Source organism: Eubacterium uniforme (assembly GCF_900167115.1).
Taxonomy (GTDB): domain Bacteria; phylum Bacillota; class Clostridia; order Lachnospirales; family Lachnospiraceae; genus Eubacterium_S; species Eubacterium_S uniforme.
Genome location: NZ_FUXZ01000007.1, coordinates 1 through 26,459 on the forward strand (window position 1 = coordinate 1; position 26,459 = coordinate 26,459).

Consider the following 26,459-nt stretch of genomic DNA (forward strand, 5'->3'; position numbering starts at 1 on the left):
CTTCGTATGAACAGAAGCATACAATCTGAAGGAACATTTGGCATTATCAAGTGGGACAGGTCATACAAAAGACTGTTCAGAAGAGGCTTAGAAAACGTAAATTTAGAGTTAACCCTGATTGCTTGTGCTTTTAACCTTTATAAATATCACAATAAACGAAATAGATTGAAGATGATTGCATGATATCAGGTAACTGAATAGATTTAAAAAGCTCTTATTAACATAGGGCTTATTAAAGTGCCTCTAAAATCAACAATTATAATAATTATACATAGAGAAACAGAACTGCATTGGCCATTGCCAATGCAGTTCTGCTATTTAGAGACTTTTTTTACAGTCCCTTTTTATTTTACAATAAAGCATATTGGTCCATTGGACCAATGAAAATTTAAGGAGGAGTATCATTATGAAGGTGAAGAATGTGATCAGAAAATTTAGAAGAATGTACTGGTACCAGCGTGATAGAGGAAAAGGCAAGAAATCATCAGGGCGAAAGAGGAAAAAAGAAGAATATATCTTTTTCTTGAATTTGTTATATGGTAAAATGAATATGATACACAGTTAAATTTCAGTAAAACTTGCTAAGGAGTAAAATCAGATAAATGAAATATAGAAATAATACCGTTGTAACAATAGAAGAAATCAGAGAAATCATTGATAGGCGTGGCCTTACAAGTCAGATTAAAGAGGGCTTTGATATTCAGAAAGAAGAGCATTTTACATATATTGAAGTTTTTCATGGAGATACTAAACTGGAACTTGATCTTGCCGACGAATATACGATTTATTTTGGGGATTGGCACGGACATTACTATACAGATGAAATAAATGATATGAGAGAATTTCGTCGGGACCTGGAGAACCTTTTGGACAGCAAGATATGTTCGGTTGGCTGTTTCCGGGAGAAAAATGATGTTGAAAACTGGTGCGGTTCGTTTATCGAGTTCAAAGAGAATCTTGACCGAGAGTATTTTCTAAGAAAGTATGGAGGCGAAAGTATCATCCGATGCAAATTTTTTGATGAAACTCTGAATCGTGAATTTTTGACGTGATGGTTCCTTCACTAGTTTAATCTCAAATCTACACCATTGGTGAACCAGAATGGCACAGTTACAGCTAGCGACAACTAATGAACTAAGATGGAAGTGGTAGTAAGTTATACCGGAATAAAATGAACTATGAAATTTGTGCCCACCCGATGGCAGTTTATATTTCAGTTTTACGATTGATGGAGATTGTTATGAAAAACGTGACTATAAAGAAATTGTCCTTAGAATTAAAAGACGATTACCTTGATTTTTTTGATAATCGAGCATTTTCTGATAATAATCCTAATGGACCTTGTTATTGTACTTCGCCGAATCAAGATGAAAAAACTATAAAGCAAATGGTTAGTGAGTTCCAAGCGAATGGTGTAAAAGAAACCATTAGGAAATATGCAGTAGAGATGCTTGATAAAGGTAATATAAGAGGATATCTGGCGTTTGATGGTGATATATCAATAGGCTGGTGTAATGCAGCCGATATTGATAGTTACAAAGGATTTGTGCCGGATTTTGCCAGAGATAATATGTGTGGAAAAACAATCTCGATTGTGTGTTTTGAAATAGCTCCTGAATATAGGGGCCAAGGTATAGCTTTAGCATTTATTGAACAAGTATGTGTAGACGCAAAGGCAAAGGGATATGTTGCTGTAGAAGGTTATGCCAAAGTTATTGAACATCGTGATGAGTATGATTTTACGGGACCTATCCATCTTTACGAAAAGGCTGGATTTTCCCAAATCATAGAGCAAAATGGTGTAGCTGTTATGAGGAAGTTGTTATAGACAATAGTGTGTAAATCTTTAGTCTAAAATAACTTACAGCATAAATGGTTAAGCAAATCGGAGTTTGTAGGGGAAAAAGATGTTGAGGCAGGAACCGAGTTTAAGGTTTTTGATTTTGATGGAATAAAAATTGGCATAATGATTTGTTATGATGGGTAATACATTCAGAAAAGTAAAGGCATATAAAGGGTTATTAGATCCAACAATTTCAGAACCATTTATAAGAAATGGGCAAGAATAGATTCACAGATAAATTTCATTTTGGGGTATGATGTGTTAGCGTGTTATACCGGAAGATAAATGTGTTAAATAAAAAAATAAAATGTATAAAGGATTGAATAATTATGTTTTTTTTTCAAAAGCAGAATATAGATCTGTCCTTATGGACTACAAATTTAAAGAAATCGACGGACTTCCATGTATTCAAGCAACAGATGGCACATATTATTGTAATGCGGATTATGCAATTAAAACAAAGGCATACAGCATGTGGGAAGATGGAAGATATGAAAATGTAGCAAGGGATCTTAGAGAATCAGCAGGCAGGGTACAAATTTTTGTGGAACTTAAGATAAAAAATGGTGTTCCTGTTGATTTTAAAATTGATTTGGTAAAATTAGCTTCTACTATTGGAAATAAAGATATTGAAAATCTTGAATTATGTGGATGGGGATTTTTTGATTCTCCTATCGAATATTGATATATTTCTTTATATTCTAGTTTTATAGTCAAATACAGAGTGAAGCTTTGTAATATGGTACAATCGAACAATAATTCAAGAATTTTGACAACTTTGGTTGGTGGATAATCACGCAATTATTCTTGACAATTTAAAATTCCAGTTTTACATACTAAGCTGTATTCTTCTGAAAGTGGTGAAAAGAGATATGGATTTATATAAATGTACAATAGCAGACCTTGCTTATTATGAGAATGAGAAGCGAATCGTAGTCAAAGTTGATATTCAAGATGATAACATTGAGATGAGTTGCAAGGTGGATGGAGTTTGCTTTTCAGCCGCTGGTGAGTATTATTTTGAAACATTCCAATTATTCAGGGATCGTCTTCTGGAATTGGGCTATGGAATAAAATGTAATGGTTCAAGAATAAATGCAATTCAATCAGGGATGATGGGATATTGCGAAAAAATATATCTTGTGGAATTCGGTAAGCAAGCATTAAACAAAGATATTTTCAATATCTGGGATTATGCAGATATAAAAGAATTTCCGTCGACAGAGGAGCAAAAGTTATTCGCTAACAAGTGGTATAATGGTTTTTAAAAGAATTAAGATATTTCGGAAGTCAACTTGATAGTTCGGTAAAAGGGGATTTGATTATGGAGGGTAAAATATCTGAGAAAGTGAAAGTTCCAACTCGGAGAGATATTAAAATAAATTACATGCTTCAAAATCTTGGTGATAGAATTCATAAAATGGAAAAAGACAAGTATTGTGAAGGAAAAATAATATTATCGTCACAAAATGCTGAAGCACTCCATGAGGCGATTTTGATAACTGAGAATTTTTTGTCATATAACGGTTCGTGGGATTTTGAAAGATATGAATTTCAGACGGGGGACTGTATGATTTGTGAACTTGGTTTTAAGTGGAATGGATATTTATCAATGATGAATATTATTAGAGATAAGCTTAAGCTGCCAGATGGAGTCAATAAAGAACTTGAATTGAGTCATAATCACGCAGCCATATCTAAGCAGGGCTAAATGCTTGTTATGAACTTATCTCTTTAAGTTATTTAGTGAAAAAAATTACAGTAGAATTTACGAGGATATGTAATTAGGAGGATATGAATTCATGAATATTATAGATGTATTAGATACTGCAGTGAATATAAATGGACATATTCTAGAATTTTCTATGTCCTATGGCGAAATAAAGGAGCTCTTAGGAGAAGCGAGAATTGTTACAGATGGAGATGCTGAAGCGCTTCATACAACCTACTATTATGATGGACTGGGAATAGAATTTGAAGGCTCTGTTACATATCTTAGTAAGCTTAAAAGAAAAAAAGCTTATAAGGACAATGAGCATAATATAGTTGGGTTAACCCTGTATGTAACCGGAAACAATATATACGAGCATAAAGATGGAAAATGTGAAAAGAAATATGTGGGGAATCTGACTGTTTTAGGTAAAAAAATAGAACGAGAGAACACTTGGAAATCCGTACTCGGATTTGGGTGTCAGCCACTTTTGGATGATAAAAGCAAAACTAAGAGGTATATTCAGATTATGACATCTATTGTTACAGAGGAAGAGGGAGTTTTTTATGATGGTGATATTCTGTTAAGGGATGTTATTATATCATTTGAGCCGGAAAGACCAAAGAGTAATGTGAATTATAATATTGAGATACTGAAGGAAGAATGCCTGGTGTTTGATACATTTAATTTCAAATTGGCCGTTATCAACGAATTAATGTATAACCAGGAACTTCTGAAGCCTTATTTTGATATTTATGATTATATGGCATTTAAGAAAGCACATTGGAATCTTGAAACTGATAAAAATGTGAGGGCAGCGGTTAACCATTAGGAATTGAGGTTGAACCATTGGCTACTTTAGAATAATAAAACCTGATTGATAAGATAGGAAGAATAATTCCAGGATAAGTTGTAAAGGGGAACGCATTGATAAAACTTGAAAATGAAAAGGTTAACAAGGAAAAATATTACTCCGTAGGATATTCGGTAGAATTGGAAAAATATATCTTAGTAGATGTTGTGACATGGATTGCTTGGTATAACAGGTATTTTGAGATTACGGAGAAAGAGTACAATTCATTTGGAACAGTTACACTTGATAGTATTGCGGACTTGTTACATAAGGACGGGAAGAACTCAAGAAGATTTTTGTTTTCCGACAAAACGGAAGAAAACAATGCTGAACAAAAACTATGTGCTCAGAAATGTGGGATTCGGTGGGAGTAATGGTTAGTTATTTCGGAATAAAATGAACTATGAAATTTGTGAACCCCCGATGGCATTTTATATTTCAGTTTTACGATTGGTGGACCTTGTTATTGTATTTCGCCGAATCAAGATGAAAAAACTATAAAGCAAATGGTTAGTGAGTTCCAAGCGAATAGTGTAGCTGTTATGAGGAAGTTGATATAGACAATAGTGTGTAAATCCTAAGTCTAAAATAACTTCCAGTAAACTGAAATAAGGAGGGACGTATGTGCTTATTCTGTGACATCGCTGAACACAAGTTTGAAGCCAATATAATATGCGAGACTGAGAAGACGATTTCTTTCTTAGACATCGCACCCGTTAACGAAGGTCACACTCTCATCATCCCAAAGATGCATGTAGATTCAATCCTCGATCTTCCCGACGATTATGTTATGGAGATCACAGATGTGTCCAGAAAGATAATCAGAGCCTTCCAGAAGATTTATGGTGCTGTGGGTTATGGCATTATGCAGAATGGCGGCAGGAACTGCGAGTTCGGGCACTTTCATTTCCACGTATTCCCGAGACTTGAGAACGACGGTTATGACTGGATTTACCCCAAGGGTGAGAAGAAAGTATCCAAAGAAGTAGCGAAGAAGATCGCTGACAGTATGTGAGGGATTAATCACAAAGAGGACGATAATAATGAGTAGAGAGGATGATGTGGCCGTTTTTCGCGACACAGAGAGGTTGTGTAAAATAAATGAAAGATTGAAGGCATCCGTAAAGAATGCAACGGCAGGGCAAAAACTTATCTTGGAGATAGATTCTGTTTCGAAATAAGATAAAGAGCGCTTTGCGTTTAACGATGCACCAGTTTTGGAGTATTATTCAGGTGATTCACATGAAGGTATTGATAAATATCTTAAACGAAATCCTAATACTTCTTTTGTTGCAGTACTTGATGAAAAGATTGTTGGTGTTATCCTTTGTGGACATGACGGTAGAAGAGGTATAATTCAGCATGCATGTGTATCGCCAGATTGCAGGAGAATGGGAATAGGAAAGAAACTTGTAGATCTTGCTCTTGACGCTTTGGAAAAAGAGGGTATTAACAAGGTTCTTCTTGTTGCTTTCAAAAAGAATGAAAGTGGCAATGCCTTCAGGGAATCCCAGGGATTTATTTTACGCGATGATCTAAAATATAGAAACAAAGCATTAACTGAAATGATTCGGATTGATTCAGATTATTTGAAGTAATTAAACAGAGTGTTTGAGAAAAGAAGAATAAGCTTTGAAAAAATATGTAAAAGTTGAGGCATATAAGATGATTAATACAATTATATTTGACATGGATGGGACGGTTTTGAATACTCTAGATGATTTAACAGATTCGGTTAATTATGTTCTTCGGGAGTTTGGAATGCCACCAAGGAATATTGATGAATACAGAAGTTTTTTTGGTAATGGAATAAGATTTGCCATGGAGTGTGCAGTTCCTGAGGGAACACCAGCAAGCGTAATAGATGAAATGTTGCCAGTTTTTAAGGATTGTTACAATAAACATTGCCTTGATAAGACAGGACCATATGAAGGCATACTTCCACTTATGGAAAGTCTTAAAGAAAAAGGATATAAAATGGCAATTGTGTCAAACAAGATTAATTCTGCAGTTGTGGAATTGAATGATAAATTTTTTTCTGAGTATGTGAAGGTAGCAGTAGGTGAGCGTGATGGAATAAAAAGAAAGCCAGATGCAGACATGGTTTTTGCTGCACTTGATGAATTGCAAAGCACATGTGAAGAGTCTATATATATTGGTGATTCCGAGGTGGATCTTAAAACTGCACAAAATGCGGGATTGCCATGCATTGCTGTATTATGGGGTTTCCGTGACAAAGAGTATCTGATGAAAAAAGGTGCAAAGTATTTTGCCGAAACGCCAGAGGATGTGGAAAGAATAATATTAGAAAACACTTAATCACCTTATTGATTGCTGAATCAAATGTATGGGAGGTGATGTATGAAGAACTACCTGCGCCGAAGAAAAAGAAGTGAGTTATTGTAGGAAGAATCGGAATACAATATCCCATCAGTATGTTAAAGCGTGCAGTGCATCTTGGGGGTAATATGCAAAAGACATTGATCTATTTTCCGCCGGAGTACAGAGATCTGGCACTTAAAATAAGAGAAAACTATATTGAACATCATCACGGAGAAGTCGATCTCGTTTCTGAAACAGATCAGAATGATATTAAATATGCCAGGAAAAATAAATATGATGAGGCTATATTTATAGAAGATGGTAATACGGTTGTCTTTCATGACATCGAATCGGGCTTTACAAATAGATGTCCAATTTCGGATGTATGTTATATGTGAAGATAAAAGTAATAGTAGTTTAAATCGGAATAAACTTTACGATAGTATTTTTTTGTGGAGTTTATATAGAAAATGATATTTTCAAGTTTTCATAAAAACCAATTTTTATAAAATTCACTGAAAGGATAATAATGACCATGAAACAGGGATATGAAGATGTTTTTTCTGAACTACAGTCGTATTATATTTCACTTTCCATTAGTAGAGTCATAATTATGATGAAGAGCTTTCTAAATGGAAGGCTCTTCTTTATTAACCCGGAAGTAATCTTACTAATGACGATAATTTTTCACCATGTATTCCCAAAATAGAAGGATAATTTCAATATGAGTATATTAAATGTATCTGAGATAGAAAAAAGGCTTGCTAAGTTTTATAAAAGGTTAGATGGTTTTAATGAAAAAGCTATAACCCGATCGGAAGGCGATATATATAAATACCTTGTATCAATACTAAATGGGTGGTCATATATATGTTCTTCTGACAGTGATTTTGCTAATTTGTGTATTGATGCTTTATAGAGGGGACTTAAAGAGAAAGACTTCTTCTTAATGCAGGCAACAATGAATTTTGTGAATAAGGCAGATTTATTATGGAATCTTCATAATGGTTGCGATCATTCGTATATGGTATATCATATCGTAAACTATCTTTCATCTGCGGAATATGAAAATCTGAGCAGAGCATTTTATAAAACATTAACATTACAGAAATATGGGAGTATATCTCATAGAACTGCAGCATAGTCAAGTAAATGGACACATTTTTTGAATATTTTTTGTGGAAAGACAGAATCTTGCCTGCAAATATAGTAGATATTTATATAAAAAAGTGATAATATAATACAGGCAATTTAAATTCGTATTTTTTGATTAAATATACTTGATTTAGAATGGGAGAAATAAAATGAAAGATAATTTAATGAAATCGATAGAAAAGATGATTTTTATGTTGATATGTATGATAGCACTTACAGGTGTGGGATATGTTAAAACCGCTGCTGCTATAAGTGATGATCATATATTTAAGGAAATTGACTTTAAGAAAGGTGAAAAAGTAACCATACCTATAAGACCGGGAAAGACTGGTGTATATTGCATACAGTTTACAAAAGTAGGTTTTTCAGGAACGTATAGCTGGTATAATCAAGAACATGAAGCAATTGTTGAAAACTCCAGTCTATATGGTGATGATTTCAGATGGATTGAAGATTTCTATATGGTAGCAGGAAAAACATATTATATTGAATTTAATCCGGCTGAGGATATAACAGCAACCGCTGAATTATCATTCGTTTCAGCAGATATGGAACCTGAGATTACAGTTTATAATACAGAGAATGATGAAAGATATTTTGAAGAGGAGATATTAGAAAACACCATACCGGGAATTAACTGGGATAAGAAAAACAGAAAACTTGTTTTGGACAGTGTTGATGGACCATATAATATAAGGTTTGGTGGAAATAGAAATTATTATGGCCCAAACTATGATATAAAAGATTTTGATAAATTAATTGACGTGACTGTGGAAATAAAAGGTGAGAATAAATTGAGCATTAAGGGAGGAACCAGCAGATTTTGGTGGGCAATAGAAACTGCTGGTCCATATTCTCTTAATATAATTGGTGATGGTACATTAGATGTATTAGTTGGAAGTAATGGAAGTATGATCAGTGGTCAGGATGTAGTGATTGATGGCCCAACTATTAATTTTGAATTTGATGGTGATTTTGAAAGATACAGAGAATATATATGTGCTGACAGAAATTTGGAAGTTAAATCAGGAACTATATTTGCCGAATTAAGACCAAGATTTATGGAAAGCAGTTATTTTGACAGGACTGAATATTATCTCTATTATGAAGTCTTTCGTGCTGACAATATAAGTTTTGAAAATACCAATGTCATCGCGTATTATGAGGATTTCCCTAGTGATTATGAGGGGGCTGTTTATGCATATGGTATGTTTTATGCATATAATGATATAAATATTAAATCCGGAATGATCTTTATGGTAGCTAACGAAAAAGTTATTAATGCCGTTGATGAGAATGCAAAAAGACTTACAGACTTGTATGCGAAAGAAAGTATTTGTTCTTGTTACGAAGATAAAATAAATATAAGTGATAATACACTGATATTTAAGGGTAAGCCTATTGATATTAATAATTTTGATATATCACTTGAACAAGATGAATATAAATATGATGGTAAAGCAAAAACACCAAAGGTAATAATCAATGGATTAGAAGAAGGTAAGGATTTTACTGTTTCTTATGAAGATAATGTAAAGCCTGGAATAGCTAAAGTAACTGTTAAAGGTATTGGATCTTTCTGGGGAAGTAAGAAACTTAAATTTATAATCTCAGGTAGAGAGAACACTAAAGAAGGTACTACGCAATCTTATGATGGCATTCATGGATTACAGCTTAGTAGTATATTTGATGATGGTAAATTAATTTATAAGGTTACTAAGGAAGGCACATTGGATGGAAAGACAGCCGGTAAAGTAACAGTTATTGGACTTAAGAAGAAGTCTTTAAAGAAAGTTAGTGTTAAATCACTACTAACTGTTAATGGTGTTAAGTATAAGGTAACTGCTATAGGTAAGAAGGCTTTTAAGAAGGGTAAGAAACTTAAAAGTATTGTGATTGGTAAAAATGTAGCTAAGATTGGTAAGAAAGCATTTGCTGGTTGTAAGAAACTTAAGAGTATTAAGATAAAGTCTAAGAAGATTAAGAAGTTTGTTAAGGGTACTTTTAAGGGAGTTAAGAAAACTTGTGTGATTAAGGTGCCTAAGGCAAAGAAGAAGGTATATGCAAAGAAGATTAAGAAGGCTGGATTTAAAGGAATAATTAAGTAGTTTAAACAAAAGGAAGAGTATATTCAACAACAAGGAAGAGAATACTCTTCTTTTTTTATGTCAGGATAAGAAAGTAAATAATTATAGCGTATGTATATTAGGTTATGATAAAATAAGTTTGTAGTTTTGAATTATAGGGTAATCTAGGGAAGAAGCAAATGATTTTATTAATAATATGATTATAAGTCAATAAGGAAGATGAATATGAAGAAGAAACTTGCAATATTAGGATTGTGTATAGGATTGCTGAGTTTGCTCAGTGCATGTACGTTAAGGTCAAATAAGAAAATCAGTGAAGAAAAGATAGAGGCAAGACGGGAGATGTTTGAGGAATACCTGAAGGAAAAGTATCCGGATAAATCATTTACTGTGAAGGTATGGCAGGAGCATACGAAAAAGACAGGTGCGGCTGGTCTACCAGATTATGAAGGATATGTTTATAGGCAGGTAGTTATAGATTCGGAAGGAAAATGCTTTATGGTTTTTCCAGGTGATAATGGTAAATGTACGGATGATTATCAAAAGGTCTTAGATGGATGGATACATTATAATGAAAAAGGCCAACATGTTGTATATGATGAGGAAAGTAACATAGTGGATGAGTATTATTAACTCGGAGGTAAGAAAGATTTATGAAAAAGCATGTAGTTGTAGAACCATATAATAAGGAATGGAAGTCTGATTTTATAGCTATTAGAGATGAATTAGATGCCGTTCTTAAAGACATTGTATTGAAGATAGAACATGTTGGTAGCACATCTGTTGAAGGGCTTTCTGCAAAACCAGTTATTGATATTGATGTTGTTATTAAGGATACAACAGTTTTACCGGATGTGATATCCGCACTTCAAACAATAGGTTATTTTCATGAGGGTGATTTGGGTATTCCTGGTCGCGAGGCTTTTAAGTACGAAGGGAAGGAACATCTTAGGAAACATCATCTCTATGTATGTTCACAGGATTCAGAAGAATTGAAAAGACATATAACATTTCGTGATTATCTTCGTAGTAATCCAGATGCTGTTGAAGAGTACAGCAAAATTAAGGAAGAAGCAGCAAATTTATATTCATGGGATATAGATAAATATATAGAGCATAAGTCACCAGTTATTGAGATGATATATAAACGTATAGGATTATAATTATGATTAAAAGATATAAATATCAGCAAATGACACCATACAGTTTACACGATATGACTGTAAATAAAATTGAATGTATGAATAATGAAATTTGCTTATGGATTAAAGATGAATGGTCAAAACAAACCGAAGAAATTGTGTTAAATATATAAAGTATAAAAACAGATGGCATATGTGGAGGGATAGCTATGAAAGAAGTGACATATAGTAAAAAGAATAATGAAATTGAATGTGTTCACTATCAGTCTAGCAAAAAAGAGTTTGGACCTCACACACATGCGAATCATCTTATGGTTGGATATGTAGAATCAGGTAGAGTGTGCATTAGTATTGATGGCGATAGTGATATATATGAACAAGGTGATGAATTTAAGATTGAACCTAATGTTATTCACGAGATAAAGACTGTAGAAGATGATGTTTATTCTATGATGGTTCTTTGCATTGAAACTGAAACTGAGGTAGATGATGAATATTTGAAGGATTTACAGAATACTATTCTTGATAATCCGGAAAATTTATATTTGATTGAGCAAATGGCTAAGGACTCACAAATTAGTCCTTATCATATGATTAGAAAATTTAAGAAAGCATTTGGTTTGACTCCGCATCAGTTTCAGATACAGAGTAAGGTTCGAAAGGCACAGAAACTTTTAGAACAAAATAAAAGCATCTCTGAAGTGGCTTATGAGTCAGGTTTTTATGATCAAAGTCACTTAGATAGATGCTTTCAAAAAATAGTTGGAATGACACCTAAAGAGTATCAGAAAACTATAGAAAATAATTAGCAGAGGGCTGGAAAGAATTTAGCAAATAAATATAAACCTTCTTCACCAGCATTGACTGCGTGATGAACATTTGCTGGCATAATTGATATTATACCTGGTTCATAGATTAATTCAGAACCGTCATTAATACATGTTCCTTTACCAGCAATTACTTCGTGAGTTTCGAGTTGAGTTTCATGGATATGATCTAAGATACTTTTATTAGGAGCGATGCGTACTAGATGGTAGCTATATTCTCCGTTAGTATCTTTTGAGGTGATGATATGTTTTAATTCTACTCCCTCAAAAACTGGATGTTTAGACCATGGAATTTGCTGAAATTCTATGACTTGATTAGGAAGTCTTAGCTCTCCGTGGTTAAATTTTTCAAATGTTTCTTTGTTCATATTGTTTTCCTCCTTTGTTTTTGTAACGTAATCATAACAAAAGAAGAAAAATAAGAATTGTATAAAATTGCGAAAATTAAAATAGATGAAGAATAGATGGAAAGGATGATGAAAATTGATTAGATACGTAGAATTAGATGATAAAAAAAGATGGTATGAACTAGATCAACATTTACCAGAAGAAGTATTTGCTGAAAAGGTTAGAACCAATCAGGGATATGTTTTAGTTGAAGATGGAGTGGTAATTGGTATTTTACGATACAATCTTTTTTGGGATAATACTCCGTTTTGTACTATGTTGTTTATCGACGATGGTTATCGTGGTAAAGGATATGGTAAACAGATGATGGAATACTGGGAACAGGATATGAAAACTAAAGGATATGGAATGTTGATGATATCTACGCAGGTTGATGAGGATGCACAGCATTTTTATCGAAAGCTTGGATATAAGGATGCAGGTGGTTTTATAGTTGATGTTCCAGGTTTTGAACAACCGATGGAAATGATTATGATAAAAGAGGTGGAGTAATAAAATGAAAACATTAAAGAAGGCTGGCATTGGATTGTGTTTCTTTATAATTGGTACTATATTTGTGTTACTTTTTATAGCTGTAAAGATGATAGTGTCCGAATATTTAAAGGAAGTACATAATAGGAAAAAATATACGGAAGTAGTTTCAGCTCTTGTTGAAGATGTTGAACTTAAGGGGAAAGGAAAGAAAGTAGCGGGTTATCAGTTGGTTAGTTATGAATACAATGGTAAAAAGTATAAAAGTGAAGTGGAAGACTATGTAGATAAATATTATTATACAGAGGAACATATAGATAGTACGATGAGTTATGAGGAAATTCAAGAAGTTGAATCGGAAAATGAAAGAGAATTAGAGAAAATGGAGGAGAAGCAGCAAGAACATTTTAAAGAACTAGAAAAAACGGTAGGAAAGACAGAAGAAATTTTCATTAATCCTAAAAATCCATCAAAGGCTGTTAAGCTAGCGGATGATGCTACGATGACCGCTTTGAAGATTTTCACTTTTACGGCTGTAGGAATATTTGTGGGGTATACTATCACTCTTGTTATATTAATTATTATATTTAGGGAGAAATTGATTTATTTATTTAATTATCTTATGGGTGATATTCCAGATTAAGTTCAAACGTGAGAAATCAAGTTGATTAAATATAACAAATGGAGCAAGTTTTTGTATAAATAATATTACTCCACAATATTGGAAACTAAATTTTCTTGCTTTGAAAAATTTTTTAAAAATTTTTTCAAAAAAGGGTTGTATTTAAATTTTGTATGATGTAAAATACTGACTATCACATTTTTGATTTAAGTATTTAAGAAAGGAGGACGAATCATGTTTAATAATAAAACAATGAATATTAAAAATATAATTTCAAATATTAAGATTACTATTATCGCGTTTGTTAAGACTAAGAATCAGGTCCAGAATAACGTGAATAATAGTTTATTTGTGATGACGCTAAGTGAGTATTTGTTGGTATGCATTCGCACTCCTTATGAAAGATATAGAGGACGTGCTTATTAATGGTTACCAAGTCACTGCGTTATGCAGTGACTTTTTTTGTTTGGCAACGAGTCAAGTACATCAAGCTTGCTTGAATGTATTTGACGACTGCTCACAATCCTGAAACTAGCGTAGCAGTTTCAGTGATTATTTCTAAAATAGCTAAATGAAGGAGGCGACATGAAAGAGAATAAGTTAAATGAAAAAGCATTGATGCAACTTGATGGTTTTGGCATTCGTGAAGAAGATGTGTTATCTGTTTGCCCGATTGATTTGTCTTTCGATGGAGAATATATTCTTGGGTATGTTTTCTTTACCAAAAAAGTAATTGGTATATGTGAAAAGAAAACTCCAGATGAGTATGTTCATTATTTCAGAGGGACGAAGAATCAGAAGACTTCGGAAGATGAAGATGGTGACTTTAGTATTGTCCTTTTAGATATTGATAAAGTCAGTAATTTGAGATTAGAAACTTCAATTGGTTCAGTGACATTGCTTTCTGATTATGAAGGTAAATCTAAGAAAATTGCTGCTCTTACAAATTTATACTTAGAGCAGATGAACCTTTTTATCCGTCACTTTGAAAATATAAAAAATGGTAATGATATAGACTTTGGACTTAATGTAAAGGAAGAAGAGGATGAGGAAGAATTATATTGTCCTATTTGTAAAACAATGTATCCTGATCCTGCTAAAAAGGTGTGTCCGAAGTGTACTAATAAGAGAACTATATTTGGTAGAGTTTTAAAGTACTTTTTTAAGTATAAAATTTCGATATTTATTTTGGCATTAACTTATATAACTTCTGCAGTTATAAGTATCGCATGGCCATATCTTAATGGTAAGGTTTTGTTTGATCATGTACTTAAAAAGGATAATAAATTTCTTGCTAAATACGGACTTAAAGGTGAATATACATTAGCACTTTTAGTTGTTACTTTGATGCTTATAGGTTGTAGATTAATATCTGAAATTTCTAATATGGTTCAGATGGCTGTTATGGCGAAAATTTCTACAGCAACAGTTAGAGATATTAAGACAGATGTGTTTAATTCTATGAGTAAGTTATCTCTTAACTTCTTTACAAGTAAGCAGACAGGTGGTCTTATGACAAGAGTATCAAGTGACTCTCTTACAGTTACAATGTTATTTATTGATTGTATTCCTTCGATTATTGTTCAAGGCCTTACAATTATCGTAACATTTGTTGTTATGTATAGACTTAATTGGAAAATGGCATTGATTACTTGTATTCTTTTACCTTTATTAGTTTTTATGACAATTAAGTTAAGACCAGGTCTTTGGTCTTTATCAGGTAAGAGGCATAGAGCTGAAAAGTCAGTTTCATCAAGAGCAAATGACAACTTAGTTGGTGCAAGAGTTGTAAAATCATTTGGTCAGGAGGATGCGGAAATTGAAAGGTTTATCAAACCAAATGAAAATTTAAAAGATGCTGAGATTAATATAGTTAAGCTTAGAAACAGATTTACGATTCTTTATAATATGGTACAGGAAATTTCTAGTATCTGGGTATGGATGTTAGGTGTATTCTTTGTTTTAAAAACAAACGAAATTGAACTTGGTGTTTTAATAACATTTGTTGGTTATGTAGGACAACTTAATGGACCTATGAATTTCTTTTCAAGAGTATTTCGTATGTGGTCTGAAAGTATTAATGCTGCACAACGTTTGTTTGAAATTATAGATTCAATACCTGATATAAGAGAAGGAGCAAATGCTATTAGTCTTGATAATCCAAGAGGTGAAATTGAACTTTCGGATGTTACTTTTGGATATTCAGTTACAAAGCCTGTTTTAAAGAATATTAATTTAAAAGTTAAAGAAGGTGAAATGCTTGGTATCGTTGGGCGTTCTGGTGCAGGGAAATCAACATTAGTTAACCTTATTTCAAGATTGTATGATGTTGAAAAAGGTAGCATAAAAATTGATGGAGTTGATGTTAAAAAACTTGCACTTAAGGATCTAAGAAAGAATGTAGCAATGGTTTCACAGGATACATATATATTTATGGGTTCTGTTGCTAAAAACATTGCATATGGTAATGAAGATGCAAGCATGGAAGATATTATTAGAGCAGCTAAACTTGCAAGTGCTCATGATTTTATATCAAAAATGCCAGATGGTTACGATACAATCATTGGGGCTTCTGGTAAGAGCTTATCGGGTGGTGAAAAACAGAGAATTTCCATTGCGAGAGCAATTCTTGCTAATCCGAAAATTTTAATTTTAGATGAAGCTACTGCAAGTGTTGATACACAGACTGAAAAAGCAATACAGAATTCTCTTAAAATTTTAACTAAGGGAAGAACGACACTGTCAATTGCGCATAGACTTTCAACACTTAGGGATGCTGATAGACTTATAGTAATTGATGATGGTTGTATTGTTGAAGAAGGAACTCATGATGAATTATATAGTAATGAAGATGGTATCTTTTATAAACTATCAGAATTGCAAAATAAGTCATTAGCAAATGTTGAGTTATAGGAGGTAGATATGTCAGAGAACGTTACAATTGATATGTTTGAAAAAGAAGCTGAAGAGATGACAGCAATGCATATTATTTCTAAAGATGATAAGTTTGAAAGCACAGAGGGTGGATTTGTCAATTTAACATATAACGGTAAAAAATATGAAAAGGTAAATGTTGTAAGATTATTTCCATTTACTGATGCAAATAAATATATTTCGATTAGAGCAAATGATGATAAGGCTAAGGAGATAGGCATTATTAAAGATCTTGATGAAATGCCAGATAGTACCAAAAAGATACTAACTAAGCAGCTTGATATGAATTATTTTACTCCTGTTATCAAAAAGATTTATAACATTAAGGAAGATTATGGTTATGCATATTTTTCAGTTTTAACTGATAAGGGTGAGTGTGAATTTGCTATTAATATGGCATCTAATGCTGTAACAAAACTTTCCGATAATAGACTTATCATTATGGATCTTGATGAGAATAGATTTGAAATTAGAGATGTAAATGCTCTTACTATGAAAGAAAAAAGAAAATTAGATTTATTCTTATAGAGATAGTAGTAAATTGATACTAAGAGAAAATGATTTGTAGAATTAATTAGTAACTAGTCGATTAGCATTTTAAAAGTGAGGACTAAGATGAATTTAAAATTTGAATTAGCTAACGATATAAAAGATAAAATTAAACTAACAAAAGATGAGCGTTTATATTATGTTGTTCCTTATGACATTAATGAAAATGCAAATTGGAATAATAAATCATATTTAATAGTTACAACTAAGAGAATATTAGTTTATGATGGCGAAAAGATTAGTGCTTCTTATAATATAAGTGATTGTAAAAAGGCTTATACAAAGTCACAGGTTGGATGTGGAATGCTTGTTGTAAATCATAAGGGCGTTGAAAAACACGTTGTTTCATATTCGGCAAAACACTTAAGTAGATATGCTTATATTTCTAGAGGAATTAATATTTTAATTTCTGGTAGATTTGAGGAAGTTGAGAGTCATGAATACGAAAAGACTTGTCCTATATGTGGTCGAGCAATTCCAGGAACTAAAACTTGTCCTAAGTGTTCAAAACAGGGAGGATTTTTAAAGGCTTTTTTACGAATGGCTAAACCATATAAAATGGATTTCTTAAAGATATTTATGTTGATGGTTTTAGTTGCCATTACAACTCTTTTGAATCCGGAAATTCAAAAACATCTTATTAATGACGTTTTAAAAGGAAACGGTGGTATGAAAAAAGCGCTAGTTTATCTAGGTGTTATGTTTTCGTTAAGTGTTTCCATTGTAATTATTAATATTTTAAAGAGTAACGGTTCAACTAAACTTGGTGCTAAGATAGCAGCGGATTTAAGACTTAAACTTTTTAAGAAATATCAGGAATTACCTATTAGTTTTATTAACGAAAGAAGACCAGGTGAGCTTTTAGATAGAATTACTCAGGATACAAAGTTTATTAGGGAGTTTATGGAGGATGTGTTCTGTAATCTATTTGCTATTTTATTCATTTTTATTTGGGATGTTATATTTATGTTGGTACTAAATGTTAAACTTGCATTATTAACATTTATATTTGTTCCAGTTGTAGTTGTAATGATTATTGGCTTTAGAGATACAGCTTATAGAATCTTTCATTTGCAAAGAAGAAAGAGTGATGATGTATCAAGTGATTTGCAGGATGTAATCTCAGGTATGAGAGTTGTTAAAACATACGGTAAGGAAGAAATTGAAGCTGAAAGATTTAAACATTTATCCAGTGAATTTGCTAATACCCAGAGAAAAAACGAACAGTTTTGGGCGATTTTTCAGCCTATAATTTCATTTCTTATGGGTATGGGTGTAGTAATTGTAGTTTACTTTGGCGGTAACGATGTATTTGCTGGTAAGATGTCACCGGGTGAATTATATCAGTTTATTGCATATACACTTCTTTTGTTCCAGTATATTAACTGGATGAGTTGGATGCCAAGACAGCTTACAATGCTTACAAGTAGTCTTGAACGTATTAATGATATTCTTACGCAGGATGTATATGTTGAGGATGAAAGTAAGGTTAAAGATGTTGCTATTAAGGGTGAAGTTACTTTTGATCATGCTACATTTGGATATAAGTCATATCAGCCAGTTCTTGAGGATATTAATGTTACAATTAAGCCAGGTGAGATGATAGGTATCGTTGGTGCATCAGGTACAGGTAAATCAACACTTATTAACTTACTTATGGGACTTTATGAAGTTGATGATGGACGTATTTTAATTGATGGCATTGACATGAAGGATATTAAGAAGAAGTCATATCATTCACAAATTGGTGTTGTTCTTCAGGAGACTTTTTTATTCTCGGGTACAATTATTGATAATATTAGATTTTCAAAACCTGATGCAACTTATGATGAAATTGTTAAAGCAGCTAAGATGGCAAATGCTCATGAATTTATTTGTAAAACACCTGATGGTTATAATACATATGTTGGCGAAAAGGGATATTCTTTATCAGGTGGTGAACGTCAGCGTATAGCTATTGCTAGAGCAATTCTTACAAATCCTCGTCTTCTTATTTTAGATGAGGCAACAGCAAGTCTTGATACTGAAAGTGAATTTATGATTCAAAAGGCGTTGGAGAGACTTACAAATGGTAAGACGACATTTGCTATAGCACATAGATTATCAACTCTTAAGGCAGCTAATAGAATTATGGTTATTGATGGTCATAGAATTGCAGAAATTGGAACACATGAAGAGTTGTTAATGAATAAAGGTATTTATTACAATTTATATAAAGCTCAGGTGAGCTAAGTTTAATACTCGCAACAGGCAGGTTAAGTATTTGTTTAAGATGGATACTTAATCTGCTTTTTGTTTACACGACGAGGAAAGTGCATAAAGCTAGCTTTCTGACATTTGACGACCGTGATACAATCTCGAAATAAGCGTAGTGGTTTCGATGATTGTAATTGAAATAAATCCCTACAAATAGTATAATAGAGGAGTGTATGACACGATTATGAAAGAAAGGGTATATATAATATACAAGAGGGCATTTATTATGGGATTTACATTAGAGCTTCCTACAGAGGAAGAAGTAAAACAGGAAGTAGAAGAAACTATTAAACCTACTGAGAAGGAAGAGGTTGTTATTGTTGATGCTGCTAAGGAAAAGGCAGATCAGATTATGGAAGTTGATATTGAAAACTTCGAGAATAGAAAAGAATATACTGATGTTATAGAACAGTTTGGTCTTGATGACATGAAGGCTTGTCATAAGAAGAATGCTATTTTACAGCAGCGTTTAACTAATTTTCATGCTGTAGGTGGTGAGACTGGTGATGTAGCTAAGGGGCTTGAAGATTTAACAATTAAGATGAAAGACTTAGATCCATCAGGTATTGACTTTGTAAAGCAGGGAGCGCTTGGTAAGATTTTTAATCCTGTAAGAAAGTATTTTGAAAGATATAATTCTGCTGATAAAGAAATTGCAACAATTGTTGATTCTCTTGAAAAGGGTAAGAAGACTTTGATTGCTGATAATACTACGCTTGAGATTGAACAGGCTGAAATGCGTGATATGACAAAGAAGATGCAAAAGAACATCGAACTTGGAAATAAACTTGATGCATATTTAACTAACGCAATTGAAAATGCTAAGGCAAGTGGTGAGAATCAGGAAAAGATTGAATTCCTTGAGAATGAAATCCTATTCCCGCTTCGTCAGCGTATTCAGGACTTCCAGCAGATACAGGTTGTTGATCAGCAAGGTATAATTGCAATGGAACTTATTAGACGTAATAATAAAGAACTTATTCGTTCTGTAGATAGAGCACAGAATGTTACAGTTACAGCACTTCGTACAGCAGTTACAGTAGCAGGTGCTTTATACAATCAGAAGATTGTTCTTGAAAAGGTTAATGCATTAAATGCAACAACTAATCATATGATTGAAAGTACATCAAAGATGTTACATGAACAGGGAGTTGCAATTCAGAAACAGGCTTCTGAAGCTTCAGTTTCACCTGATACATTAAAGTCAGCATTTGATGAAATGTTACAGGCTCTTGATGATATTAATACATATAAGAAGGAAGCTCTTCCAAGAATGAAAGATACTATTAATACATTTAATGAACTTGCAGTTGTTGGTGAGAAGAAGATAGAAGAACTTGAAAAGTCAGGTATGTTACAGAAATAAGGAATAGATGCATAAAGTATATGTATAAAAAATATATATAAGATAAGTAGTAAAGTATAGAAGTATACTGAGTTACAAAAAAAGGATGTGTTTAATTGAAATCTAAACTAAACACATCCTTTTTCCTCTATATTAAAATAATTATTTTTGTAATTCGAAATCTGACTTTGGATGTTTGCAAAGTGGACATACCCAATCATCAGGTAACTCTTCAAAAGGAATACTTTCTTTAGCATCATCATAAACATAACCACAGATTTTACAAACCCAAACTTTGCCTTCGCTTTTCAATGCTTGTGGCTTTGGTTTGATGTTAGCGTGATAGTAAGAGTATGAAGCTGAAGGTGTTTCGCTTAATACATCCATATCTGTTACAGTTGCAATAAACATAGTATGTGTACCTAAGTCAATAGTTTGATTAACCCAAGCACTAATGTAGGCATTTGTTCCTTTTGTTATATAAGGAATGCCGTTGCCTGATAGTTTATAATCATTATTTGACATATCCGCAAATTTATCAGTATCTCGACCACTTTTGAAACCAAATCTTTCAAATAAATCAAATGTAGCATCTTCTGAAATGAAAGAGAGGTTAAACTTATTGCAGTTTTTAATAAGTTCTTCAGTATAGTTTTGTTTGTTGACAGTGATAGAAATCTGATTTGGACTAGTTGTTACTTGAATTGCGGTATTTATTATACAACCATTATAGGAATCACCTTTTTCAGTTGATAGAACAAATAGTCCGTAAGTAAATTTATGTACTGTTTTTTCGTTCATATAATCACCCCCTGTTATTGATATTTATATAATGTTTATATGGATTATTACATATTAGCGTTAAACAATTGTTTTAACTGATATACAACGTCGTCTGTTTTTGCATCAATGCAAACGCCTTCATTAATATCTGAAAGTTGTTTAAGTGCATCGATATTTGCATTGTATCCAATAGTATAAATTGGTGTTTTTAAACTTGATACAATTGGTGAAACTTCTTTTAACGAATGTCCACGATTGCATTCACCATCACTAAGTACAAAAATCATTGTTTTTGCATTAGGTATTTCTTCTTTTTTCTCTTCAATCATTTTCATTGCTACACATAAACCGTCGAAGGTTGCTGTGCCACCTGCAGCAGAAAGGTTTTCAACTGTACCTACAAATAATGATTGCTGATTTAAATCAAACTTATTAATAGGAAGTCTTTTTTGTACATCATCATTATATGTAATAAGACCAATATAGTTATCTGTATTAATGTATTGCATTGAATTAATAAGAGAATCTTTCAGTGCGTTTATGGGTTCACCAGCCATGCTACCTGAAATGTCCGCAACAAATACACAGATAACAGGATCGCTGTCTTTGTTTTCTTTATATAGTTTTTGAGCATCTATTAAAGTGCCGCCAGCGTAATTTGTTGAAGGTGGAGTATATGCATCAATTTTTTGATTGAATCCACATTCTTTGGCAAGCTTACTTCCATTGTTCTTGCAATATTCAGCAAATAACTGTAATGTCTCTTTGCTTTCAGGACTAGCACTAGAAAGAGCTACAAGTGGATTTTCGTGTTCATATCCAAATGGTATAAACTTGTAATTTTTCGTTAGTGTATTGTCATTTATGAAAGCTTGATATTCTAATACAAAAGCATCAAGTGTACCTTTGTTAGCGGCATTTCGCATTTGACCTGTGGTTAATGCTACAAAAGGAATTTTTTTCTGAAATTCGATAAAACTGTTAGTTGCTTTTTCGGATAAAATATTATCAGGATCGTAACTATCTAATAATGTGATTAAGAAGTTTAATCCTGTAGCACTTGTAAATGGATTTGTATATCCGGTAGTAATTGCACCTTCAGAAGTAGCTTTTGCGACTGTTTGAACACTTACTCCGCCATAATCTTCGACTAAAGTACTATATGCCTTCTTTGAAAGAACAACACCTGCGTAGTTTTTTACTAATGAGTCAGAGATGGTTTCGGTTTCGATTTCTCTGAAATTTAGCATTTCAATTGAAAGAGAACTAGAAGGTGAAATTGCATCAGGAATATATTTTTGTGACGCAATATAATCAACTTGTTGACCTGAACTTACTGTTCTTAATTTAATGGATGTTTTTTCACCACTTTTTAATTTTGGATTGCTTTCGTTGAACTGCTTAGCCATAGTTCTTAAATATCCGTCTGTTCCTGTGCCGGTTTTTTCAGAAGAAGAAAAAATTTCAGCAAATGTAGAAGTGGTATTTTGTACAACAATGGAATCATCTGTTAAATTAGGAAGTTCCTGAAAAGTTGTATCATTCTCTTCGTAATTTACGATACCTTGAATAGGTTCTACATCTTCAGGGTCAATGGAATTTACGTATTTATTTAACTTTCTCATTCCATTTTCTTTTGAAATGGTCTTACTAGACTTGCCTATGTTTCTTGAAGCGGAAATTCCGCCGAATATAGCTATGCATACTATAATGGCTATTACTCCAAAAGTTATGTAAGATTTAGATTTGTTATCGATGTTCATATTGTTACCCCTTTTATATTTATGATTTTTGTTTATACATAATATTTTACTTCGTCTGTTAATTTTTTTATTTCGGTTAAAAGATTGATGTTTTGTTCTTCAATTTCGCCAGGTTTTGCAAACTCTATGCTTAATCGGTCTAAACCAAGAATTAGGTTTTCATTGACTGATACTGCCGATTCTATTAACTTCATATTAGTATTATATAATTCTAATTGTTGCATTTGGATGTCATCTGGAATAGCATCATATTTGTATTTCTTAAGTCTGGAATATTCACTTTCATCAAAAAATTGAATTCTATTCGCTAAGGAAATTACATTATCCAAAGCAATTGAATTAGCTTCTTCGATAGCACTGTAATATTTTTGCCAACTCAATGATCCACGTTCAAACTTTCTTCCGATTTCTATTTTGGCTCTTTGAGTAGAAGACTCGAGGCGAGATATTTGACTTATTACAGTAGTTGCAATTTCACCAAAGTATTCTCCGTTCGTATATGAAGAAAGAATACTTTTAGCTTCGCTCATATCCTTTATATTTTCCTTTGAATAAGTTACTTTTTCTTTTGGCTTTAATAAGGAATAATTTCCATAACAAAATGCAAGTAATAAAGCAAGAAAAATTATTATAGACATACCAGCTCTAAATACGGATACATCTGATGGCCTTAAATAGAAAAAACCAGGTGAATAAGATAATATTGCAATTATAATAATTGATAGGTTTAAAAATATTAGTTTAAATGTCTTGTTCACTATATATACCTCTTAACTGAATTCTTTCTTATATTATATACAAGGTATTTTATCATAAAATACATAATAATTGAATAAGAAGGTTTAATTAAGAGAAAAAACTTATTTTTTTGACGAAACTGTAAAGAAATAAAAGCTTAATCGATGGAGGGATTTACAGTTTGTTCATAATTTGTTAACAAAAAAGAGTGGTTTGATGTGCTAAACGAACAAAATGCACAAGTGTAAGGCTGATAATATAGTAAAAATGCACAAACAGGAGGATAAAAAAATAAAAAAAGTGTGAACAAATTTAAAATTAATGTTGACATACTATAGATGTGATGATATAATCTCATTAGATTAAAAAAGTGCTTAGGAAACACTTGAAAATGTGTTTTCTGACAGCGGAGGTGTTCTAGTGAGAGACGTATTGATTGCTAGTGGATCGGGAGTTATACTTGGTATAATTTTTTATTTCTTAGCTATATATCAAGTTTCCGTTAGAGCTCAGTTCACGGATGCAGATACTGTAAAGAAAATAAAAGATAGAAGATGGATGATTGTATGGATAGTTATCTTGATAGTCATATATAATCTGATTTTTCTTACAGGTCAGAATATGTGGATGAAAGCTATGTTTTCGTTGTTTGTGGCAATGGCATTTAACGTTTCTGCTGTAGATATTGCATTAAGAAGAATACCTAATGCGCTTTTGTTAGGAATGATGCTTTTAAAAATAGCTGATATTGTCATAGGTGGAGTATATGGAAAGAGCAATGTTATTGAAACGTTATTTTACACGGTGATAAGTATGATAGCTATATATATTCTTTGCACCTTGCCTAGCATAGTTGGTATTACGATGGGTGCTGGAGATATAAAGTATTGTTCAGTTTTGGGGTTTGTATTTGGAATTGTAGGATTTGCTCAAGCAATGATAGTTATGAGTATACTTCTTGTTTTTTATTGGATGTATCTGAAGAAAACGAAGACTGGTAATATGAAAACCGCTACACCAATGGGACCATTTTTGTCGATTGGAGCGCTCTTGCCGATATTCATAATTCTTTGCTGATATAGTAGAAAAACGAGGGTTGATTATGAAGAGTGGATTTATTATCTTCTTATTAGACGAAAACGGACAAAGTGTGGTTGAGTATGGACTAATAATAGCTCTAATCGCCCTAGCGGCTATTATAGCCCTAGGTATATTTGGAGCTGCGGTTAGAAGTAGCCTATACGACAAGTCAACTAACAGTATTCCGAATGTATAAAAAGCGTTAAACAACGCATGTTGTTTACAACCCTATCAAGGGAATATAGGCGAAAGCCACTATTCAACTTTCATGGAAGGAGGACGACAAATTATGAGAAAAATGTTAGACTTTTTAAAGGATGAAAATGGTCAGGGTATGGTAGAGTACGGTCTTATTATCGCACTTATCGCAATCGTAGTTATTGCTGCATTAACAATTCTCGGACCAAAGATTGCTTAGTTATTCAACAAAGTTAGCGAACAGGTTAACGAATAATTGATGTATTATTTTGAAGAGTAGGGCACTTGTGTCCTACTCTTTGTTTTTTTAAAAAGATTTGGGGCGAAAAAAGATAATAAAAAAGGAAGGAAGGTGGGCGATATGTTGTTAGATGCTGTTTCTCCTATAAAAAGACTTAAGGGCGAAGAAGGTCAAGATATAGTAGAATTCGCATTGGTGTTACCGATTCTTGCAGCACTTTTATTTGGCATTATTGATTACGGTTGGATTTTTTTGAATTCGGCGAGAGTTGCGAACGCAGCTAGAGAGGGTGCTAGATTTGCGGTTATGAATTATAAGCAAGCAGATGCGGATAGAGGCGCTCAAAGTATTGAAGATTATCTTGGCAAACAGGTTGAAGATAATGTTAGAGATGTTTTGCCGGCAAATTTAAAGAATTCATTCGCTGGGTTACAGGTTAAGGTTACAGAAACAAATATTAGCGCTGATGATCATAAAATAGAAGTTGAAGTTAGTGCAAATATTAAATTATTTACTCCTGTTGTTAGTACGATAATAGGCAGTAAAAAATATCCGGTAAGGAAGAAATTTGCTATGAAGAAGATGAATTAAAAGGAGTAAGTTTATGGTGAATGTTAGATCGTTATTTTGTCGTAGAAGACGAAATGAAGAGGGTCAAGGAACTGTAGAGTTTGCTTTGATATTGCCTATCCTTCTTATTATAATATTTGGTATAATTGATTTTGGATGGCTTTTTTTTAACATGGAAATGGTTGCAGATGTTGCTAGATCAAGTGCAAGAAAAGCAGTTGTAAGTATACATGATTATGGTGAAACAAATGCTGCAGGAGAAAAGGAAACAGATGCGATTACGAAGGATGTTAAATTTAACAAGGTTGCTTTTGAAACAAACTTAAAAAGTATTGTTGGAAAGAAATTACCTGGATATTTAAACAAACCAGGTGCTAATCTTCAGGTCAAAGCAGATGAGGAAGATACAGCTTCTTCGATTAAAAATAAGGTTATAAAAGTAACAGTAGAAGTGGACATCCCGTTGTTCACGCCAGTTTTGTGGACTATAACAGGACACAAAAAATATCATGTCAGAAGAGAAGTTAAAATGAAACGGGAATATTAATAAATACGAAAGGC

35 protein-coding genes are annotated in these 26,459 nt (G+C 32.7%); 31 read left to right on the forward strand and 4 right to left on the reverse strand.

Annotated features, from left to right (window positions below; translation table 11 throughout):
• The 20 genes from B5D16_RS05980 to B5D16_RS06070 form a co-directional block, all read left to right on the forward strand.
• Window positions 1–183: transposase (locus tag B5D16_RS05980; RefSeq protein WP_200803948.1), on the forward strand; the 183-nt coding region annotated here is incomplete at its 5' end.
• 223 nt (window positions 184–406) lie between these two features.
• The gene (locus B5D16_RS12455) at window positions 407–565 is read left to right on the forward strand and encodes a hypothetical protein (protein ID WP_159444304.1); all 159 of its coding nucleotides are present in this window, start codon (window positions 407–409) and stop codon (window positions 563–565) included.
• Window positions 566–602: 37 nt separating this feature from the next.
• Window positions 603–1,052, forward strand: coding sequence for a hypothetical protein (locus B5D16_RS05985; protein WP_078766075.1), 450 nt, complete (start codon window positions 603–605; stop codon window positions 1,050–1,052).
• Between the two features lie 119 nt (window positions 1,053–1,171).
• Window positions 1,172–1,828 carry a GNAT family N-acetyltransferase gene (locus B5D16_RS05990; protein ID WP_143405056.1) on the forward strand — a complete coding sequence of 219 codons (657 nt, stop codon included), beginning with the start codon at window positions 1,172–1,174 and terminating at the stop codon, window positions 1,826–1,828.
• A gap of 382 nt (window positions 1,829–2,210) precedes the next feature.
• A complete protein-coding gene (locus B5D16_RS06000) occupies window positions 2,211–2,528 on the forward strand; it encodes a hypothetical protein (RefSeq protein ID WP_143405057.1) in 318 nt (105 codons plus the stop codon).
• Between the two features lie 187 nt (window positions 2,529–2,715).
• Window positions 2,716–3,111, forward strand: coding sequence for a hypothetical protein (locus B5D16_RS06005; RefSeq protein ID WP_078766078.1), 396 nt, complete (start codon window positions 2,716–2,718; stop codon window positions 3,109–3,111).
• Window positions 3,112–3,167: 56 nt separating this feature from the next.
• Window positions 3,168–3,554, forward strand: a complete 387-nt coding sequence (locus B5D16_RS06010; RefSeq protein WP_078766079.1) for a hypothetical protein — start codon at window positions 3,168–3,170, stop codon at window positions 3,552–3,554.
• Window positions 3,555–3,645: 91 nt separating this feature from the next.
• Window positions 3,646–4,386, forward strand: a complete 741-nt coding sequence (locus tag B5D16_RS06015; RefSeq protein WP_078766080.1) for a DUF7738 domain-containing protein — start codon at window positions 3,646–3,648, stop codon at window positions 4,384–4,386.
• A gap of 95 nt (window positions 4,387–4,481) precedes the next feature.
• Window positions 4,482–4,781, forward strand: a complete 300-nt coding sequence (locus tag B5D16_RS06020; protein WP_242943000.1) for an ABC transporter ATP-binding protein — start codon at window positions 4,482–4,484, stop codon at window positions 4,779–4,781.
• A 248-nt stretch (window positions 4,782–5,029) separates the two neighbouring features.
• Window positions 5,030–5,422 (forward strand): HIT family protein, encoded by a 393-nt coding sequence (locus tag B5D16_RS06025; protein WP_078766081.1) that lies wholly within the window; start codon window positions 5,030–5,032, stop codon window positions 5,420–5,422.
• A 28-nt stretch (window positions 5,423–5,450) separates the two neighbouring features.
• Window positions 5,451–5,588 carry a hypothetical protein gene (locus tag B5D16_RS12460; protein ID WP_159444305.1) on the forward strand — a complete coding sequence of 46 codons (138 nt, stop codon included), beginning with the start codon at window positions 5,451–5,453 and terminating at the stop codon, window positions 5,586–5,588.
• 36 nt (window positions 5,589–5,624) lie between these two features.
• Entirely contained in the window at window positions 5,625–6,005 is a 381-nt protein-coding gene (locus tag B5D16_RS06030) for a GNAT family N-acetyltransferase (protein ID WP_078766082.1), read from the forward strand.
• A gap of 34 nt (window positions 6,006–6,039) precedes the next feature.
• Window positions 6,040–6,726: an HAD family hydrolase gene (locus B5D16_RS06035; RefSeq protein ID WP_242943001.1), complete on the forward strand. Its 687-nt coding sequence runs from the start codon at window positions 6,040–6,042 to the stop codon at window positions 6,724–6,726.
• 149 nt (window positions 6,727–6,875) lie between these two features.
• Window positions 6,876–7,127 carry a hypothetical protein gene (locus B5D16_RS06040; protein WP_143405058.1) on the forward strand — a complete coding sequence of 84 codons (252 nt, stop codon included), beginning with the start codon at window positions 6,876–6,878 and terminating at the stop codon, window positions 7,125–7,127.
• Window positions 7,128–7,453: 326 nt separating this feature from the next.
• The gene (locus tag B5D16_RS06045; RefSeq protein ID WP_078766084.1) at window positions 7,454–7,648 is read left to right on the forward strand and encodes a hypothetical protein; all 195 of its coding nucleotides are present in this window, start codon (window positions 7,454–7,456) and stop codon (window positions 7,646–7,648) included.
• Window positions 7,649–7,690: 42 nt separating this feature from the next.
• Window positions 7,691–7,873 carry a hypothetical protein gene (locus B5D16_RS06050; protein WP_143405059.1) on the forward strand — a complete coding sequence of 61 codons (183 nt, stop codon included), beginning with the start codon at window positions 7,691–7,693 and terminating at the stop codon, window positions 7,871–7,873.
• Window positions 7,874–8,033: 160 nt separating this feature from the next.
• Window positions 8,034–9,992, forward strand: a complete 1,959-nt coding sequence (locus B5D16_RS06055; RefSeq protein ID WP_078766086.1) for a leucine-rich repeat protein — start codon at window positions 8,034–8,036, stop codon at window positions 9,990–9,992.
• 204 nt (window positions 9,993–10,196) lie between these two features.
• Entirely contained in the window at window positions 10,197–10,604 is a 408-nt protein-coding gene (locus B5D16_RS06060; RefSeq protein WP_078766087.1) for a hypothetical protein, read from the forward strand.
• 20 nt (window positions 10,605–10,624) lie between these two features.
• Window positions 10,625–11,134, forward strand: coding sequence for a GrpB family protein (locus B5D16_RS06065; protein ID WP_078766088.1), 510 nt, complete (start codon window positions 10,625–10,627; stop codon window positions 11,132–11,134).
• A gap of 188 nt (window positions 11,135–11,322) precedes the next feature.
• On the forward strand, window positions 11,323–11,922 hold the full coding sequence (locus B5D16_RS06070; protein WP_078766089.1) for a helix-turn-helix domain-containing protein: 600 nt from the start codon (window positions 11,323–11,325) through the stop codon (window positions 11,920–11,922).
• On the opposite strand, the gene B5D16_RS06075 is transcribed toward B5D16_RS06070, so the two are convergent.
• Window positions 11,919–12,308 carry a cupin domain-containing protein gene (locus B5D16_RS06075; RefSeq protein ID WP_078766090.1) on the reverse strand — a complete coding sequence of 130 codons (390 nt, stop codon included), beginning with the start codon at window positions 12,306–12,308 and terminating at the stop codon, window positions 11,919–11,921. The genes B5D16_RS06070 and B5D16_RS06075 overlap by 4 nt on opposite strands.
• A gap of 115 nt (window positions 12,309–12,423) precedes the next feature.
• On the opposite strand from B5D16_RS06075, the gene B5D16_RS06080 reads away from it, so the two are divergent.
• The 6 genes from B5D16_RS06080 to B5D16_RS06110 all read left to right on the forward strand — a co-directional run bounded on the left by B5D16_RS06080 (window position 12,424) and on the right by B5D16_RS06110 (window position 20,546).
• Entirely contained in the window at window positions 12,424–12,840 is a 417-nt protein-coding gene (locus B5D16_RS06080) for a GNAT family N-acetyltransferase (RefSeq protein ID WP_078766091.1), read from the forward strand.
• 4 nt (window positions 12,841–12,844) lie between these two features.
• The gene (locus B5D16_RS06085; RefSeq protein WP_078766092.1) at window positions 12,845–13,462 is read left to right on the forward strand and encodes a hypothetical protein; all 618 of its coding nucleotides are present in this window, start codon (window positions 12,845–12,847) and stop codon (window positions 13,460–13,462) included.
• A 564-nt stretch (window positions 13,463–14,026) separates the two neighbouring features.
• Complete coding sequence (locus B5D16_RS06095) at window positions 14,027–16,354, forward strand: ABC transporter ATP-binding protein (protein WP_078766094.1); 2,328 nt, start codon at window positions 14,027–14,029, stop codon at window positions 16,352–16,354.
• A gap of 9 nt (window positions 16,355–16,363) precedes the next feature.
• Window positions 16,364–16,903: a DUF1854 domain-containing protein gene (locus B5D16_RS06100; protein WP_078766095.1), complete on the forward strand. Its 540-nt coding sequence runs from the start codon at window positions 16,364–16,366 to the stop codon at window positions 16,901–16,903.
• A gap of 87 nt (window positions 16,904–16,990) precedes the next feature.
• Window positions 16,991–19,156 carry an ABC transporter ATP-binding protein gene (locus B5D16_RS06105; RefSeq protein ID WP_078766096.1) on the forward strand — a complete coding sequence of 722 codons (2,166 nt, stop codon included), beginning with the start codon at window positions 16,991–16,993 and terminating at the stop codon, window positions 19,154–19,156.
• 250 nt (window positions 19,157–19,406) lie between these two features.
• On the forward strand, window positions 19,407–20,546 hold the full coding sequence (locus B5D16_RS06110) for a toxic anion resistance protein (protein WP_078766097.1): 1,140 nt from the start codon (window positions 19,407–19,409) through the stop codon (window positions 20,544–20,546).
• A gap of 141 nt (window positions 20,547–20,687) precedes the next feature.
• Here the strand turns inward: B5D16_RS06110 and B5D16_RS06115 are convergent, their stop codons facing one another.
• Genes B5D16_RS06115 through B5D16_RS06125 form a run of 3 tightly spaced genes read right to left on the reverse strand, consistent with a single transcriptional unit; the run spans window position 20,688 to window position 23,829 of the window.
• Window positions 20,688–21,326 carry a flavin reductase gene (locus B5D16_RS06115; protein ID WP_078766098.1) on the reverse strand — a complete coding sequence of 213 codons (639 nt, stop codon included), beginning with the start codon at window positions 21,324–21,326 and terminating at the stop codon, window positions 20,688–20,690.
• 47 nt (window positions 21,327–21,373) lie between these two features.
• Window positions 21,374–23,071, reverse strand: a complete 1,698-nt coding sequence (locus B5D16_RS06120; RefSeq protein ID WP_078766099.1) for a vWA domain-containing protein — start codon at window positions 23,069–23,071, stop codon at window positions 21,374–21,376.
• A gap of 32 nt (window positions 23,072–23,103) precedes the next feature.
• On the reverse strand, window positions 23,104–23,829 hold the full coding sequence (locus B5D16_RS06125) for a hypothetical protein (RefSeq protein WP_078766100.1): 726 nt from the start codon (window positions 23,827–23,829) through the stop codon (window positions 23,104–23,106).
• Between the two features lie 400 nt (window positions 23,830–24,229).
• On the opposite strand from B5D16_RS06125, the gene B5D16_RS06130 reads away from it, so the two are divergent.
• The 5 genes from B5D16_RS06130 (at window position 24,230) to B5D16_RS06145 (ending at window position 26,445) form a co-directional block, all read left to right on the forward strand.
• Window positions 24,230–24,886: a prepilin peptidase gene (locus B5D16_RS06130; RefSeq protein ID WP_078766101.1), complete on the forward strand. Its 657-nt coding sequence runs from the start codon at window positions 24,230–24,232 to the stop codon at window positions 24,884–24,886.
• Window positions 24,887–24,911: 25 nt separating this feature from the next.
• Complete coding sequence (locus B5D16_RS12385) at window positions 24,912–25,085, forward strand: Flp family type IVb pilin (RefSeq protein ID WP_143405060.1); 174 nt, start codon at window positions 24,912–24,914, stop codon at window positions 25,083–25,085.
• A gap of 93 nt (window positions 25,086–25,178) precedes the next feature.
• Window positions 25,179–25,307, forward strand: coding sequence for a Flp family type IVb pilin (locus B5D16_RS06135; RefSeq protein ID WP_078766102.1), 129 nt, complete (start codon window positions 25,179–25,181; stop codon window positions 25,305–25,307).
• 141 nt (window positions 25,308–25,448) lie between these two features.
• Window positions 25,449–25,919 carry a TadE/TadG family type IV pilus assembly protein gene (locus B5D16_RS06140; protein ID WP_143405061.1) on the forward strand — a complete coding sequence of 157 codons (471 nt, stop codon included), beginning with the start codon at window positions 25,449–25,451 and terminating at the stop codon, window positions 25,917–25,919.
• Between the two features lie 13 nt (window positions 25,920–25,932).
• Complete coding sequence (locus B5D16_RS06145; protein WP_078766104.1) at window positions 25,933–26,445, forward strand: TadE/TadG family type IV pilus assembly protein; 513 nt, start codon at window positions 25,933–25,935, stop codon at window positions 26,443–26,445.
• Window positions 26,446–26,459: the final 14 nt, after the last annotated feature.